Source organism: Vibrio aquimaris, assembly GCF_009363415.1.
GTDB lineage: Bacteria > Pseudomonadota > Gammaproteobacteria > Enterobacterales > Vibrionaceae > Vibrio > Vibrio aquimaris.
Genome location: NZ_CP045350.1, coordinates 2,646,951 through 2,662,780, shown reverse-complemented (window position 1 = coordinate 2,662,780; position 15,830 = coordinate 2,646,951). Strand labels below are relative to the sequence as shown.

General features: G+C 43.3%; 13 protein-coding genes. 9 read left to right on the top strand and 4 right to left on the bottom strand.

What is annotated here, in order from left to right:
- Window positions 1-72: 72 nt before the first annotated feature.
- On the bottom strand, window positions 73-960 hold the full coding sequence (gene nadC, locus FIV01_RS12230) for a carboxylating nicotinate-nucleotide diphosphorylase (protein WP_152431248.1): 888 nt from the start codon (window positions 958-960) through the stop codon (window positions 73-75).
- A gap of 133 nt (window positions 961-1,093) precedes the next feature.
- Between nadC and ampD the strand changes: the two genes are divergently transcribed.
- Window positions 1,094-1,639 (top strand): 1,6-anhydro-N-acetylmuramyl-L-alanine amidase AmpD, encoded by a 546-nt coding sequence (gene ampD, locus FIV01_RS12225; RefSeq protein ID WP_152431247.1) that lies wholly within the window; start codon window positions 1,094-1,096, stop codon window positions 1,637-1,639.
- A gap of 84 nt (window positions 1,640-1,723) precedes the next feature.
- Here ampD and fldB read toward each other — a convergent pair whose 3' ends face one another.
- Window positions 1,724-2,245, bottom strand: coding sequence for a flavodoxin FldB (gene fldB / locus FIV01_RS12220; protein ID WP_152431246.1), 522 nt, complete (start codon window positions 2,243-2,245; stop codon window positions 1,724-1,726).
- 163 nt (window positions 2,246-2,408) lie between these two features.
- Between fldB and xerD the strand changes: the two genes are divergently transcribed.
- The 7 genes from xerD to lpdA all read left to right on the top strand — a co-directional run bounded on the left by xerD (window position 2,409) and on the right by lpdA (window position 13,416).
- Window positions 2,409-3,305 (top strand): site-specific tyrosine recombinase XerD, encoded by an 897-nt coding sequence (gene xerD, locus FIV01_RS12215; RefSeq protein WP_415846709.1) that lies wholly within the window; start codon window positions 2,409-2,411, stop codon window positions 3,303-3,305.
- 38 nt (window positions 3,306-3,343) lie between these two features.
- Window positions 3,344-4,096 carry a thioredoxin fold domain-containing protein gene (locus FIV01_RS12210; RefSeq protein WP_152431244.1) on the top strand — a complete coding sequence of 251 codons (753 nt, stop codon included), beginning with the start codon at window positions 3,344-3,346 and terminating at the stop codon, window positions 4,094-4,096.
- A gap of 118 nt (window positions 4,097-4,214) precedes the next feature.
- Entirely contained in the window at window positions 4,215-5,951 is a 1,737-nt protein-coding gene (gene recJ / locus FIV01_RS12205) for a single-stranded-DNA-specific exonuclease RecJ (protein WP_152431243.1), read from the top strand.
- A gap of 403 nt (window positions 5,952-6,354) precedes the next feature.
- Window positions 6,355-7,122, top strand: a complete 768-nt coding sequence (pdhR, locus tag FIV01_RS12200; protein WP_114784925.1) for a pyruvate dehydrogenase complex transcriptional repressor PdhR — start codon at window positions 6,355-6,357, stop codon at window positions 7,120-7,122.
- 49 nt (window positions 7,123-7,171) lie between these two features.
- Window positions 7,172-9,841 carry a pyruvate dehydrogenase (acetyl-transferring), homodimeric type gene (gene aceE, locus FIV01_RS12195; RefSeq protein WP_152431242.1) on the top strand — a complete coding sequence of 890 codons (2,670 nt, stop codon included), beginning with the start codon at window positions 7,172-7,174 and terminating at the stop codon, window positions 9,839-9,841.
- Between the two features lie 19 nt (window positions 9,842-9,860).
- Complete coding sequence (aceF, locus tag FIV01_RS12190; RefSeq protein ID WP_152431241.1) at window positions 9,861-11,732, top strand: pyruvate dehydrogenase complex dihydrolipoyllysine-residue acetyltransferase; 1,872 nt, start codon at window positions 9,861-9,863, stop codon at window positions 11,730-11,732.
- 253 nt (window positions 11,733-11,985) lie between these two features.
- Window positions 11,986-13,416, top strand: a complete 1,431-nt coding sequence (gene lpdA, locus FIV01_RS12185; protein WP_152431240.1) for a dihydrolipoyl dehydrogenase — start codon at window positions 11,986-11,988, stop codon at window positions 13,414-13,416.
- 120 nt (window positions 13,417-13,536) lie between these two features.
- Here lpdA and FIV01_RS12180 read toward each other — a convergent pair whose 3' ends face one another.
- Window positions 13,537-14,142, bottom strand: coding sequence for a LuxR/HapR/OpaR family quorum-sensing transcriptional regulator (locus FIV01_RS12180; protein ID WP_114784933.1), 606 nt, complete (start codon window positions 14,140-14,142; stop codon window positions 13,537-13,539).
- A 303-nt stretch (window positions 14,143-14,445) separates the two neighbouring features.
- Between FIV01_RS12180 and hpt the strand changes: the two genes are divergently transcribed.
- Window positions 14,446-14,976 (top strand): hypoxanthine phosphoribosyltransferase, encoded by a 531-nt coding sequence (gene hpt / locus FIV01_RS12175; RefSeq protein ID WP_114785251.1) that lies wholly within the window; start codon window positions 14,446-14,448, stop codon window positions 14,974-14,976.
- A 70-nt stretch (window positions 14,977-15,046) separates the two neighbouring features.
- Here hpt and can read toward each other — a convergent pair whose 3' ends face one another.
- A complete protein-coding gene (gene can, locus FIV01_RS12170; protein WP_152431239.1) occupies window positions 15,047-15,706 on the bottom strand; it encodes a carbonate dehydratase in 660 nt (219 codons plus the stop codon).
- Window positions 15,707-15,830 lie beyond the last annotated feature (124 nt).

Genomic DNA, 15,830 nt, shown 5'->3' with positions numbered 1-15,830 from the left:
GGAAATGGTGTTAGTTGAGGCTTTCTATCAAGGTAAGGAGTAAGAGAGATTGGTCATCTCTCTTGCTGATTGTTATTTAAAGCGCATTGATAGATCAAGTGCTTTGATATGCTTGGTGAGAGCGCCTACTGAAATATAATCTACGCCTGTTTCTGCATATTCTCGCAATGTCTCAAGCGTCACGTTACCTGAGTTTTCTAGTGCTGCGCGACCTGCGTTAATTTTGACCGCTTCACGCATCATGTCTGTGGTAAAGTTGTCCAACATAATAATATCAGCACCAGCTTCAATCGCTTCGGTGAGCTCTTGTAGGTTTTCTGTTTCAACTTCAATAGGTTTGCCTGGGTGAAGCTGTTTTGCAGTGAGTATGGTCTGAGTAATGCCACCATTGGCAATAATATGGTTTTCTTTGATCAGATAGGCATCGAATACACCAATACGGTGGTTAAAACCCCCTCCACATGCAACCGCATATTTCAGAGCGCTTCGCAAACCTGGAATGGTTTTTCTAGTATCGAGAAGACGACAGTTGGTGCCTTCTAATTGCTTGGCGTACTGAGCGGTGGTGGTTGCGCAGCCTGACAACGTTTGTATAAAGTTCATGGCATTGCGTTCACCAGTAAGAAGAGCTCGTGATGGGCCAGAGAGGTCGCAAAGGACTTGGTTTGGCTCGACTCTATCGCCGTCTTTAACATGCCATTCAATGTTTACATCGCCGCCCAACTGTTTGAACACTTCATTGGCCCATTCGCTACCGCAAAATATTCCATGTTCCCGAGTAATGATACTTGCTTCATTATGCGCATCTACCGGAATTAAACTTGCGGTTATATCTGCGGCTGGGTTAAGTGTGCCACCTAAATCTTCTTTGATTGCTTCAGTCACTGAGCGAGAAATTTCTTTTGGTAGCTGTTGTTTCAAATACTCGAGGCGTTCGTTGCTGTTGTGGGTGTTTTTCATCACAAATTTAATAGGCAGTTTTACATGAGTGGATGCATAATACGATGACTAGCAGGGAAATTCAGCCATTATTCTGGTATTTAATGTTCGACAATATAAAATCAATAACTTAAAAATAAACTAGGTGATAGAGATGATAGATGGCAATGGTTGGTATAAAGGAGCGAGGCATGTTCCCTCTCCGTTTTCTGATTCTAGGCCAGATGTTGAAGATATCTCCTTGTTGGTGATCCACAATATTAGTTTGCCACCTGGTCAGTTTGGTGGGCCATATATAGAACAGCTGTTCACAGGTCAACTGCAGCCCACAGCGCATCCTTTTTTTGCTGCCATATACCATAGTAGGGTTTCGGCTCATTGTTTGATTAGGCGAGACGGTGAAGTTGTCCAATTTGTTCCATTTACCGCTAGGGCTTGGCATGCTGGTATTTCAAGTTTTGCTGGACGAGACAAGTGCAATGATTATTCGATTGGTATTGAACTTGAAGGCAGCGATTTTGTTTCTTATACCGATCAACAATATCAGGCATTGAGCATTTTAACTAACAGTATACTGGCTCGCTTCCCCAAAATTATTTTGCCGAGAATTACAGGGCATCAATATATCGCGCCAATGCGTAAAACGGATCCGGGTTTGGTTTTTGATTGGCAACGTTATCGTAATGAATTGAAGAGCTAGCTCTAGTCCAAGGGATGAGTGAGACATGAGATAACCCTTCATTGCAAGAGAGGTTGACGTCTTTATACAAGTTTTATTATGCCGTCAGAGAGTTTGTTGATACTCTACCAGAACTTGCTCAATCCATGTGGCAATGCGTTCATCACTGAGTTCATATTGTGAATCTTCATCCAAGGCTAGGCCAACAAATTGCTTTTTATCTGCGGTAAGTGCCTTAGATGCGTCGAATTGGTAACTTTCATCATTTGGCCAGTAACCAATAAAATTAGCGCCTACTTTTTCCAATTGTTCGTGAAGCATACCCATCGCATCTAGATACCACTCACCGTATCCTTCTTGATCACCTAAGCCGAATAAGGCAACGGTTTTGCCACTAAGCGATAAGCTAGCAATATCATTCCAAACTTCATTCCAATCTTCTTGAATTTCTCCAAAATCCCATGTAGATATACCAAGAATGAGCAAATCATAGTTTGCCATTTCAGTAAGAGGAGTTTGTTTGACATTGAAAATATCGACTAAGTCCTCACCTAAAATAGCTCGCATTTTTTCTGCGGCCATTTCTGTATAGCAGGTAGTTGAACCGTAAAACAGACCAATCTTCATTACTTTCTTTTTCACTTATTACGACTAATAGCGAATTCTAACCATAAAATGGCGAGCTTTGCAGCGAATATGCCGAAGAAAAAGTAATTTTTATGGCTTTATTATCTCACGCCACTTACATTGAGCACATATCTCATCAATAAGGATTAATGTGTCAGACAATATTTCTTTTGAACAGGGTATAATCGAACAGTTTCTTGATACGATGTGGATGGAAAGAGGACTGTCTGAAAATACCTTGGCCTCTTATCGTAACGATTTGTCTAAGCTAGTGAAATGGATGTTAGATAATAACTACCGGCTTGATTTTATTAGCTTGTCAGGGCTCCAAGAGTACCAGAGTTGGTTAATGGAGCAGGGGTATAAACAGACGTCTCGTGCAAGAATGTTGTCCGCGATTCGGCGTTTATTTCAGTATCTTCATCGTGAGAAAGTGCGCAGTGATGATCCTAGTGCACTTCTGGTCAGTCCCAAACTACCCAAACGTTTACCTAAGGACTTGAGTGAAGAACAAGTTGAAGCGTTATTGAATGCTCCTGATCCTAATAATGCGATGGAATTAAGAGATAAAGCCATGCTTGAGTTGTTGTATGCAACTGGCCTTCGAGTGACAGAGCTGGTGAGCCTTACCATGGAAAATATTAGTCTGAGACAGGGTGTTGTGCGTGTCACGGGTAAAGGTGGAAAAGAGCGTTTGGTCCCGATGGGAGAAAATGCGGTTGAATGGATTGAAACTTTTATGCAACATGGGCGGTCTGAGTTGCTAGGAGAAACAACGTCTGATGTGGTGTTTCCCAGTAAAAGAGCGCGTCAAATGACACGCCAAACATTTTGGCATCGGATCAAGCATTATGCCATTATGGCCGGAATTGATACCGAGTTGTTGTCACCACATGTACTGCGTCATGCATTTGCGACTCATTTGCTTAATTACGGCGCAGATCTTAGGGTTGTACAAATGTTATTAGGACATAGCGATCTTTCGACAACACAAATTTATACTCACGTGGCAACCGAGCGACTAAAACAGTTACACAGTGAGCATCATCCAAGAGCATGAGGGAACACCCTTTTGCAGTAAATTATAAGGTGAATTCAATGAGCGTATTACGCCGAATGACTCTGCTTAGCCTTCCATTATTAGTCGCTGCTCAGGCAGTGACTGCGGCAGAGACTAAAGTAGATAAAGCCCAGCTTGAAAAGCGATTCTCTAAATTAGGGCTAGAAATCAATAAGGTAGTACCCGCTGATATCAAAGGTTTGGTTGAGGTACAAACCAGTGGTGGGGTTCTGTTTGCTTCGCCAGATGGTGAATACTTTTTAGCTGGCACTTTGTACAAGTTAGACAAAGACGGCCAGTATGAAGATGTACTTGCTAAGCGTCAGGCTCCTATCAATGCAGCTAAGATCAACAAATTCAAAGATAGCATGATTGAATTCAAAGCTAAGGATGAGAAATATGTTGTCACTGTATTTACCGATATTACCTGTGGTTACTGTGTTCGTCTGCATAATCAGATGAAGGACTACAACAATTTAGGTATCACGATTCGCTATATGGCCTATCCGCGCCAAGGTGGAACAGGTTCAGTTGCCGACCAAATGGCAAGTATTTGGGGAGCGAAGAATCCTCAAGAGGCAATGCATGACGGAAAAGTGAAGCGTGAATTCCCCGAAAAGAGTAAAGACTTTGCTAAAAACCAAGAGATCATCAAGAAGCATTATGCTTTGGGTCGAGAATTAGGCATCAGTGGAACACCAGCGATCTTCTTACCTGGTGGAGAAATGGTTGGTGGTTACCTTCCGCCTGATCAAATGCTAAAACGTTTGCAACAGACTGAAAAGTCATAACCTACTGTGGTCTTACTAAAAAGCAGCGAATCACCTCAATGATGGATGCATTGATTGAGGTGGTTATTTTCCGATTTCTCTTTGCCTCGCCATAAAATACCTGCTCAACGAAACATTTATGATAGAAATCCAACGTCGTCCAGAAATGGATCTTACTATGCTTGAGGCTGATATTGCGCCTCTTCTCAAACGTATCTATATTTCGCGTGGTATCACTTGTCCACAGCAACTAGACACCGCTGCTCGCGCTCTGCACTCCTATCAAAAGTTAGATGGTATTGAGGCGGCGGTAGCTATCTTGTATCAAGCAATCTTAGACAATAAACGTATTATTGTGGTCGGCGACTTTGATGCGGATGGGGCAACCAGTTCGGCTTTATCTGTGCTTGCGCTTCGAATGCTTGGTTCAACCAATGTGGATTATTTAGTTCCCAATCGTTTTGAAGATGGCTATGGCCTGAGTCCAGAGGTGGTCGACCAAGCGATTGAAATCGGCGCTGAAGTTATCATGACGGTAGATAATGGTGTGTCCTCTATCGAAGGCGTGCGGTACGCCAAATCACAAGGCTTGACTGTGCTGGTGACCGATCATCACCTGCCTGGAAACGAACTTCCTATCGCTGATGCCATGGTTAACCCGAATCTTGAATCTTGCGCTTTTCCATCAAAAGCTTTGGCTGGAGTAGGGGTTGCGTTTTATCTGATGATGGCTTTGTGTGTCCACATGCGCAAATTAGGCTGGTTTTCCCAACAAGGCATGTCAGAGCCAAAATTAATGGAGTTACTTGATCTGGTTGCGCTTGGTACTGTGGCTGATGTTGTCCCTTTGGATGAGAACAATCGAATTTTAGTTCATCAGGGATTGCAACGTATACGGGCGGGTAAGGCCAGACCAGGAATTCAGGCGTTAATAGAAGTAGCAAAGCGCGATGCAAGAAGGTTGGTCGCTGCCGACTTTGGTTTTGCACTCGGTCCGAGAATTAATGCAGCAGGACGTTTGGATGACATGTCATTTGGTGTTGAACTTTTGCTCACTGATAACATACATGCCGCGCGGCGAATGGCGAGTGAATTAGACGGCCTCAATCAAACCCGTAAAGAAATTGAAGAAGGGATGAAGCAGGAGGCGATGGCATTTTGCGAGCGTTTACAGTTTAGTGATGATGCGATGCCCTATGGATTAGTGTTATTTCAACGCGATTGGCATCAAGGTGTTATCGGTATTTTGGCATCTCGAATCAAAGAAAAGTTTCATCGTCCAGTGATCGCTTTTGCCGATGGCGGTGAAGGTACGTTGAAAGGTTCATGTCGTTCCGTTCCCGGTTTGCATATGCGTGATGCACTCGATCGTATAGATACACAGAATCCAGGTTTGATCATTAAATTTGGCGGTCATGCGATGGCAGCTGGCTTAACCATTTTAGAACAGGATTTTGAGCGTTTTTCGCAATTGTTTGATGCAGGAGTAAAAACAGAACTTGATGAAGCAGCGTTAAAGGGCGTTATTCTCTCTGACGGAGAACTTAAACCAGAAGAGTTTTCAATGCATACCGCTGAATTACTTCGCTCTGCTGGACCTTGGGGACAAGCTTTCCCAGAACCAGTGTTTGATGGAGAGTTTAAACTGCTCCATCAAAAGCTGGTGGGAGAAAAGCATCTAAAGCTTATGTTGGAGCCGCTGCATAAAGGTCATCCAACCAATATTATGTTGGATGGGATTGCTTTTAATGTTGATTTACGCCGCTGGCCAGATGCATCCGTTAAAACGGTTCGTTTAGCATTTAAACTTGATATCAATGAATTTCGGGGTAACCAGTCATTGCAATTAATGATTGACCATCTTGAAGCAAAGTAAAGGTTACATCAATACTTCCATCATGACTGGCTGAATTAGATCTTCCTATCATAACTGAACTGGTTTTAGTCAAGTCAGTTCAGTAATTTACCTTTCCATTTCTTCACAATGAGTTGTCACTTTTGATAAACAAACTCTGCTGATTTATTGAAACTTAGCTCTGGTATCTTGTTCTAAAATTGAGTTGCAGCGTCATTCAAAATACGCATGTATATTTATTGTAATTGGTCTGACCAATTGGGTTGCTGTTTTAATCAGCTATTGTTATCAAAGTGTTGATGGTTATCCAGTTCAATGATATGGGTCAATTTATGACTGGAACTTGCGTTTTAATTATGTTAATTTCGTCGCCAATATAAAATTGGTAATACCAATTGACTGCAAAGAGTAGAAGAACAAAAATATGGCTTATCAAAGGATTCGTCAGCCGAAACTTTCCGATGTTATTGAACAAGAGTTAGAGAGGCTGATTGTGGAAGGAACCTTATCTCCGGGGCAGCAGTTGCCCCCGGAGAGAGAACTAGCAAAGCAGTTTGATGTTTCTCGCCCCTCAATCCGAGAAGCCATTCAGCGTCTAGAAGCCAAACGTCTTCTCACACGTCGCCAAGGTGGTGGGACTTTTGTTAGCGAGAAAATTTGGACGAGTTTTTCCGATCCTCTGCTAAATTTATTGTCTAGCCACTCGGAAACACAGTTGGATTTGCTTGAAACGCGTCATGCGATGGAAGGTATCTCCGCTTACTTTGCAGCAGTTCGTGGAACCGAACAGGACTTTACGCGTATTCAAGCTTGCTTGAAACATATTAGCGAAGAACAAACCAAGAAGAATGTTGAGGCGGAAGCAACGGCGGTTATGCAGTTTCTCATCGCTTTAACTGAAGCTGCTCACAATGTGGTTTTATTGCATATTGTACGCAGTTTGGCGCCGCTATTAGAGCAAAATGTCCTGCAAAACCTCAAACTCTTACATCGCCGCGATGATGTGGTTGAAAAAGTAAGTAAACACCGAGCTAATATTGTAGATGCGATTGTTTCAGGTCAGCCTGAGAAAGCACGTGAAATGTCACATTCACATTTAGCTTATATTGAAGAAACATTGTTGGATTTGAGTCGTGAAGAGTCTCGTCGAGAGCGTTCTTTACGTCGAATTCAGCAGGGTAACGATTCATAACATCGTTACTTATAATAAGTAGATCCAACCAACAGAAGGATAGATCGCCATGTCTGATATGAAGCATGACGTAGATGCACTCGAAACTCAAGAATGGTTACAGGCCCTTGAGTCAGTGGTACGTGAAGAAGGTGTAGAGCGTGCTCAGTTCCTACTAGAGCAAGTTCTAGACAAAGCCCGTATAGACGGTGTTGACATGCCAACTGGAGTCACAACGAATTACATCAATACGATTCCAGCAGATCAAGAACCCGCTTACCCAGGTGACATAACCATTGAGCGTCGTATTCGTTCCATCATTCGTTGGAATGCAATCATGATCGTTTTACGTGCATCGAAGAAAGACCTTGACCTAGGTGGTCATATGGCGTCTTTCCAGTCTTCTGCTGCATTCTACGAAACATGTTTCAACCACTTTTTCCGTGCACCTAACGAAAAAGATGGTGGTGACCTAGTTTATTACCAAGGTCATATCTCTCCGGGGATCTATGCGCGTGCTTTTGTTGAAGGCCGCTTAACGGAAGAGCAACTTGATAACTTCCGTCAGGAAGTGGATGGGAAAGGCATTCCTTCTTACCCACACCCTAAACTTATGCCTGAGTTCTGGCAATTCCCAACGGTTTCTATGGGACTTGGCCCTATCTCTGCTATCTATCAAGCTCGTTTCCTTAAATACCTAGATGGTCGTGGTCTTAAAGATACTTCTGAGCAGCGCGTTTATGCCTTCCTAGGTGATGGTGAGATGGATGAGCCAGAGTCACGTGGTGCTATCTCTTTCGCAGCTCGTGAAAAGTTGGACAACCTTTGTTTCCTTATCAACTGTAACTTACAGCGTTTAGATGGCCCTGTAATGGGTAACGGTAAGATCATTCAAGAGCTTGAAGGCCTATTCAAAGGTGCTGGCTGGAACGTGGTCAAAGTTATTTGGGGTAACAACTGGGATTCTCTACTGGCTAAAGATACCACAGGCAAGTTACTTCAACTAATGAACGAAACAATTGATGGTGATTACCAAACGTTCAAAGCTAAAGATGGTGCGTACGTTCGTGAGCACTTCTTCGGCAAGTACCCAGAGACAGCGGCACTTGTTGCTGACATGACAGATGATGAAATCTTTGCGCTTAAGCGAGGTGGTCATGAATCATCTAAGCTTTACGCGGCATACAAAAATGCTGAGCAGACCAAAGGTCGTCCAACTGTTATTTTAGCTAAAACAGTTAAAGGCTATGGTATGGGTGATGCAGCTGAAGGTAAGAACATTGCTCATCAGGTTAAGAAAATGGACATGACTCATGTTCTGCATATGCGTGACCGTTTAGGCCTACAAGATCTATTGACTGACGAAGCTGTTAAAGATTTGCCATATCTGAAGCTAGATGAAGGCTCAAAAGAGTACGAATATCTGCATGCTCGCCGTAAAGAACTTAAAGGTTATACACCTCAGCGTCTGCCTAAATTTACTCAAGAACTCGCGCTACCTGAACTCGAAGAGTTTGGTCCTTTGTTGAGTGAACAAAAGCGTGAAATCTCTACTACAATGGCCTACGTTCGTACCTTAAATATTCTATTGAAGAATAAGGGCATTGGTAAAAACATTGTTCCAATCATATGTGATGAAGCTCGTACCTTTGGTATGGAAGGTCTATTCCGTCAAATCGGTATTTATAACCCGCACGGTCAGGAATACACACCTGAAGACCGTGGTGTTGTTTCTTACTATAAAGAAGCAACCTCGGGCCAAGTACTGCAAGAAGGTATTAATGAGCTAGGTTCTATGGCTTCTTGGGTTGCTGCAGCGACCTCATACAGCACTAACGATCTGCCAATGATCCCATTTTATATTTACTACTCAATGTTTGGTTTCCAACGAGTAGGTGATATGGCATGGATGGCTGGTGACCAACAATCACGTGGCTTCTTGCTTGGTGCGACTGCCGGTCGTACAACACTTAACGGTGAAGGCTTACAGCACGAAGATGGTCACTCACACATTATGGCAAATACGGTACCTAACTGTATTTCTTACGACCCAACTTTCGCTTACGAAGTTGCAGTCATCATGCAAGATGGTATTCGCCGCATGTACGGTCCAGAGCAAGAAAACGTGTTCTATTACCTGACGCTGATGAATGAAAACTACGCAATGCCAGCAATGCCAGAAGGTGCGGAAGAAGGTATCCGTAAGGGTATCTACAAACTTGAAAGCTATTCAGGTAAGCGTGGTAAAGGTAAAGTTCAATTAATGAGCTCTGGTACCATAATGAATGAAGTGCGCAAAGCGGCGCAAATCTTGAGCGATGATTACGGTATTGCATCTGATGTTTACTCGGTAACATCTTTCAATGAAGTGACTCGTGATGGTCAAGCGGCAGAGCGCTTTAACATGCTGCATCCTGAAGCAAAAGCTCAAGTACCTTACATTACCAAGCTAATGGGTAAAGAGCCTGCAATTGCTGCAACTGACTACATGAAGAACTACGCAGAGCAAGTTCGAGCATTTATGCCTTCTGAATCATTCAAAGTTCTTGGTACTGATGGTTTCGGTCGTTCGGATAGCCGTGAAAACCTTCGTCGTCACTTTGAAGTGAATGCAGGCTACGTTGTTGTGGCAGCGCTAACAGAACTTGAAAAGCAGGGTAAAGTTGATAAGTCAGCGATCACTGAAGCGATCAAAAAGTTCGATATCGATACTGAGAAAACTAACCCGTTGTACGCTTAATTAGAAAGGTAGATAAGAAATGGCAATCGAAATTAATGTACCAGATATCGGTGCGGATGAGGTTGAAGTTACTGAAATTCTTGTAAGCGTTGGCGACAAGGTTGAAGAAGAACAGTCTCTAATTACTGTTGAAGGTGACAAAGCTTCTATGGAAGTTCCAGCATCGGCAGCGGGTATTGTTAAAGAAATTAAAGTCGTTGAGGGTGACAAGGTATCAACTGGCTCGCTGATCATGGTATTTGATTCTGAAGACGGTGCAGCAGACGTTGCCCCTGCAGCTGTTGCCGAAGCGCCTGCGGCTGTGCCAGCATCATCTGAACTGAAAGAAGTTCATGTTCCTGATATTGGCGGTGATGAAGTTGAAGTAACTGAAATCATGGTTGCCGTTGGTGATAGCATTGAAGAAGAGCAATCTCTTCTGACTGTTGAAGGTGACAAAGCTTCGATGGAAGTACCTGCACCATGTGCTGGTACTCTAAAAGAGATCAAGGTTGCAACCGGTGATAAGGTTACAACGGGTTCTCTGATCATGGTGTTTGAGGTCGCAGGTTCTGGTGCCGTATCAGCGCCAGTCGTGGCAGATGCGCCAGTTGCTGCAGCACCGACAGCTTCTGCATTAAAAGAAGTGAATGTTCCAGATATTGGTGACGATGAAGTTGAAGTCACTGAAATCATGGTTGCAGTTGGTGATACAGTGGAAGAAGAGCAATCTCTTATCACTGTTGAGGGCGATAAAGCTTCTATGGAAGTGCCTGCTCCATTTGCGGGGACCATCAAAGAAATCAAAATCTCAACCGGTGATAAAGTATCGACTGGTTCTCTGATCATGGTGTTTGAGGTTGCTGGCGCGACGCCTGTAGCTGCTACTTCAGCCCCAGCTCCAGTGGTAGCACCTGCTCCAAAAGTAGAGGCTCCGGCTGCAGCTCCAGCCGCAACAGGCGATTTCCAAGAAAATAATGAGTATGCGCATGCATCTCCTGTCGTTCGTCGTCTTGCTCGTGAGTTTGGCGTTAATCTGGCTAAGGTTAAGGGCACTGGTCGTAAGAGTCGCATCCTTAAAGAAGATGTGCAGTCATACGTGAAAGAAGCGCTCAAGCGTCTTGAGTCCGGTGCAGGCGCTGCATCAGGCCAAGGTGATGGCTCTGCACTTGGCCTACTACCATGGCCAAAAGTCGACTTTAGCAAGTTTGGTGAAACTGAAGTTCAGAAGCTTTCTAAGATTAAGAAGATCTCAGGCGCAAACCTGCATCGTAACTGGGTAATGATTCCTCATGTTACACAGTGGGACAATGCTGATATCACCGAGCTAGAAGCCTTCCGTAAAGAACAAAATGCGATCGAAGCGAAGAAAGACTCGGGAATGAAGATCACTCCTCTAGTCTTTATCATGAAAGCTGCAGCGAAAGCTCTAGAAGCTTTCCCTGCGTTCAACTCTTCACTGTCTGAGGATGGCGAAAGCATCATTCTGAAGAAGTATGTCAACATAGGCATTGCGGTCGATACGCCAAATGGTCTGGTTGTTCCTGTGTTTAAAGACGTGAACAAGAAGGGCATTTACGAGCTGTCTGAAGAGCTAATGGTGGTGTCTAAGAAAGCACGTGCAGGTAAGTTGACTGCAGGTGACATGCAAGGCGGGTGTTTCACCATCTCTAGCCTTGGTGGTATCGGTGGTACTGCGTTTACCCCAATCGTAAACGCGCCAGAAGTGGGTATCTTAGGTGTGTCTAAGTCTGAGATGAAGCCTGTATGGAACGGTAAAGACTTTGCACCGCGCCTGCAGTTACCTTTGTCACTATCGTACGATCACCGCGTCATTGACGGTGCAGAGGGCGCTCGCTTTATCACTTACTTGAACGCTTGTCTGTCAGACATTCGTCGTTTGGTTCTTTAACCAAAATTTGTTACCTAGAGGCGGCTGTTTAAGCCGCCTCTGTTACTTAAAACATCTGGCAGGTAAGTGAGGCAATAGGTTTTCCTCGCTGAATTGTCGGCTAGCTCACAGGCTAAATGGAATTGCTTTTCACACCATTAACATCTCTGTAAACTGTTGGCGGTCTGAAAATAACTGTTTAAAACTAACCACTCTTAAACATAAGAATCAATACCCACTCGCCTGTTAGGGATAATGACTACAAGAGGTCAAAATGAGCAAAGAAATTAAAGCCCAAGTTGTTGTACTTGGTTCTGGTCCTGCTGGTTACTCCGCTGCATTCCGTTGTGCAGATTTAGGTCTAGAAACCGTACTTATCGAGCGTTACAGCACTCTTGGCGGTGTATGTTTAAACGTGGGTTGTATCCCATCGAAAGCACTTCTTCACGTTTCTAAAGTGATTGAAGAAGCAAAAGCGATGGCAGATCACGGCGTTGTATTTGGTGAGCCACAAACTGACATCAATAAAATCCGTATTTGGAAAGAAAAAGTCGTTAACCAGTTAACTGGTGGTCTTAGTGGTATGGCTAAGATGCGTAATGTAACGGTTGTTAGCGGCTACGGTAAATTTACTGGCCCGAACTCAATTCAGGTTGAGGGTGAGGGTGAATCAACGATTGTTAATTTTGACAATGCAATTATTGCAGCGGGCTCTCGCCCAATCAAATTGCCGTTTATCCCACATGAAGATCAAAGAATTTGGGACTCTACAGACGCATTAGAGTTAAAAGAAGTACCAGAGAAACTGCTTATTATGGGCGGCGGTATCATAGGCCTAGAGATGGGAACTGTTTATCAATCTCTTGGTTCGAAAGTCGATGTTGTCGAGATGTTTGATCAGGTTATTCCTGCAGCAGATAAAGACATAGTAAAAGTCTACACCAAGCGTGTTAAAGATAAATTCAACCTGATGCTTGAAACTAAAGTGACAGCCGTTGAAGCGAAAGACGATGGCATCTATGTGTCGATGGAAGGTAAGAAAGCTCCAGCGGATGCTGAGCGCTACGATGCTGTTCTAGTTGCAATCGGTCGTGTACCAAACGGTTTGTCACTTGATGCTGAGAAAGCAGGCGTTGAAGTTGATGAGCGTGGTTTTATTAATGTCGATAAGCAGCTTCGTACTAATGTGCCTCATATTTTTGCTATTGGCGATATTGTTGGCCAACCAATGCTGGCTCACAAAGGTGTGCATGAAGGCCACGTAGCGGCAGAAGTTATTGCTGGTAAGAAACATTACTTTGATCCTAAAGTTATTCCTTCAATTGCTTACACTGAGCCTGAAGTTGCTTGGGTTGGTAAGACAGAGAAAGAAGCGAAGGAAGAAGGTATCAAGTACGAAGTTGCTACTTTCCCATGGGCGGCTTCTGGCCGTGCGATTGCTTCTGATTGCTCGGATGGTATGACTAAGCTTATCTTTGATAAAGAAACTCACCGTGTGATTGGTGGCGCAATTGTAGGTACCAACGGTGGAGAACTTCTTGGTGAGATTGGGCTAGCGATTGAAATGGGCTGTGATGCTGAAGATATTGCTCTTACTATTCACGCTCACCCTACGCTACATGAGTCTGTTGGTCTAGCAGCTGAAGTATTTGAAGGGTCAATCACTGATCTGCCAAATAAAAAAGCAGTGAAAAAGAAGAAATAATTTTCTTCTAGCCTCAACAATATAGCCGCTGAAGTATCAGCGGCTTTTTTGTATCGTATGAATCACAGATACAAAAAAGCCGAGTCTCTAACAGGACTCGGCTTGGACTTCAGTTAACGCTTATTTATAGATACAAAGCATATCTAGGTAGCTTTGTGTTAAGCGGTTTACTGAGTCATCATCCTGTGTACGATTTGCCTGTACAAACAGTGAGTAACAAATGCCATGGAATAGCGTTGCTAGATCCGCAGGATCATGAGTATCGCAGACTTCGCCTCTTTCGATTGCTTTAACAAACATATTTTGAACTAACAGCTGGTTAGTACGGTTTGTTGACACGAACAGTGGCCAAACTTCATCACGCGTTGAAGCGCTCCACTCGAACCATACTTTTAGCCAGTGGCAGTCATTAACCACGAGATCGACCATAGCAGAAGTTAGGTTACGAAGGTTTTCTTTCGCATGAATGTCCAAATCGATGTTGTCTGATAGGAAGTTAGAGAACTGACGTACAACATAATTTAACACATCATCGACCAAGTCTTCACGGGTCGGGAAGTAGTTAAATACGGTTGCGACAGAAACTTGAGCAATTTCTGCGATGTCTGCGTGACCACCACGGCCGATACCACGACGAGCGAACACCTCTAGTGAAATTTCCATTAGTTGTTGCTTGCGTTTTTGTGGAGAAAGGCGCGTACGCGGTCTTTTAGCTATAGAATCCATAGTTATATTTCCTTGCCAATTGAGTTGTATATATGGGCTTATGCCCTAATTAGAATATTATTATTGCTTTCGCAGGTATGAGTGTAATGGTGCATATCAATTAGGTCAACGATTTCAGTTTATTTAATAATCATTTTTATTAATACCGTGCTTGAGATCATGTAGTTGCATATATTTATTGCAGCCTTTAATCAAGCAAACGTTTTACCTGTGACATAGTGATGATAAAATATGTGCCTGAATCTTGGGTTAGTGCCGAATTCCTGCCTAATGAATTTCCTTTAAATGAAAAATGAGATTGATATGAAGCATACAGTAGAAGTAATGATTTCTGAACAAGAGGTTCAACATCGGGTAAATGAATTAGGAAGAGAGATCACGGCGCATTATCAAGGGAGTGAAAATCTAGTACTTATCGGTTTGCTACGAGGCTCATTTGTGTTTATGGCCGATTTGGCGAGAAAAATCGAATTAACGCATCAAGTCGACTTTATGACGGCTTCTAGCTATGGCAATAGTATGGAAAGCTCTCGCGATGTAAGAATCCTTAAAGATCTTGATGATGATATCAAAGGCAAAGATGTACTAATTATCGAAGACATTATCGATACAGGAAACACGCTCAATAAAATACGTGAGATATTGTCCTTGCGTGAACCTAAGTCTATTTCTATTTGTACTCTTTTAGACAAGCCTTCACGTCGTGAAGTTGAAGTTCCTGTGGATTGGGTGGGTTTTGCTATTCCTGATGAGTTTGTCGTAGGGGTTGGTATTGATTATGCACAAAATTACCGCCATTTGCCATATATAGGGAAAGTGGTTCCCCAAGAATAAATAGACTGATTTTAAGTCAGTTAACAGCCCTGACTTCAATAGGCAGGGCTAAATATCGGCCAAAGCAAGCTTAACCAAGCACAGGTGAAGCTAAAATCTTATTCAATGCTTCTTGGTGTCCAGACTCGAGAGACTCGCGACTAGAGCAACGAACGCCTAGGTCTTGTAATTTACCATTACCTATACCATACACAACGCCATGGATTTCGATCTCTTGACCACGTTCCCAAGCTCCTTGCAATATGGTCGAGTTCCCTAGGTTATAGACTTGTTCAGCAACATTAATTTCACACAGTTTGTCCCCCCACTGATCACGTGGTAGAGATTCGATATGGTGTTTGTATTTATGGTAGTTATCGCGAATATGAAGTAGCCAGTTATTGATAAGTCCTAGCTGAGGATTGTCGATTGCAGCGTTGACGCCACCACAACCATAGTGACCACATACAATAATATGCTTGACCTTAAGCACTTCAACTGCATATTGCACCACGGATAAACAGTTAAGATCAGTGTGAATGACTTGGTTAGCTACATTCCTATGTACGAAGAGCTCACCTGAATATAAGCCAGTAAGGCGCTCGGCTGGAACTCGGCTATCAGCACAGCCAATCCAGAGAAAATCGGGATTCTGTCCCTCTTTTAGTTTTGCAAAGTACTCTGGTCGTTCAGCCTTAATGGATTCAGACCACTTTGAGTTGTTTTCAAAAAGCTGTTTTATTTCCGGCATTTTACAATTTATCCTTAACGAACCTTGCTCCACTATACACAATGTTCGGTCGCCATTCCTGCTAAATTGTACTCATCATCCACTCATCTGATGTCTCCTTAACCCTTTTAAATAAAGGGTTTAA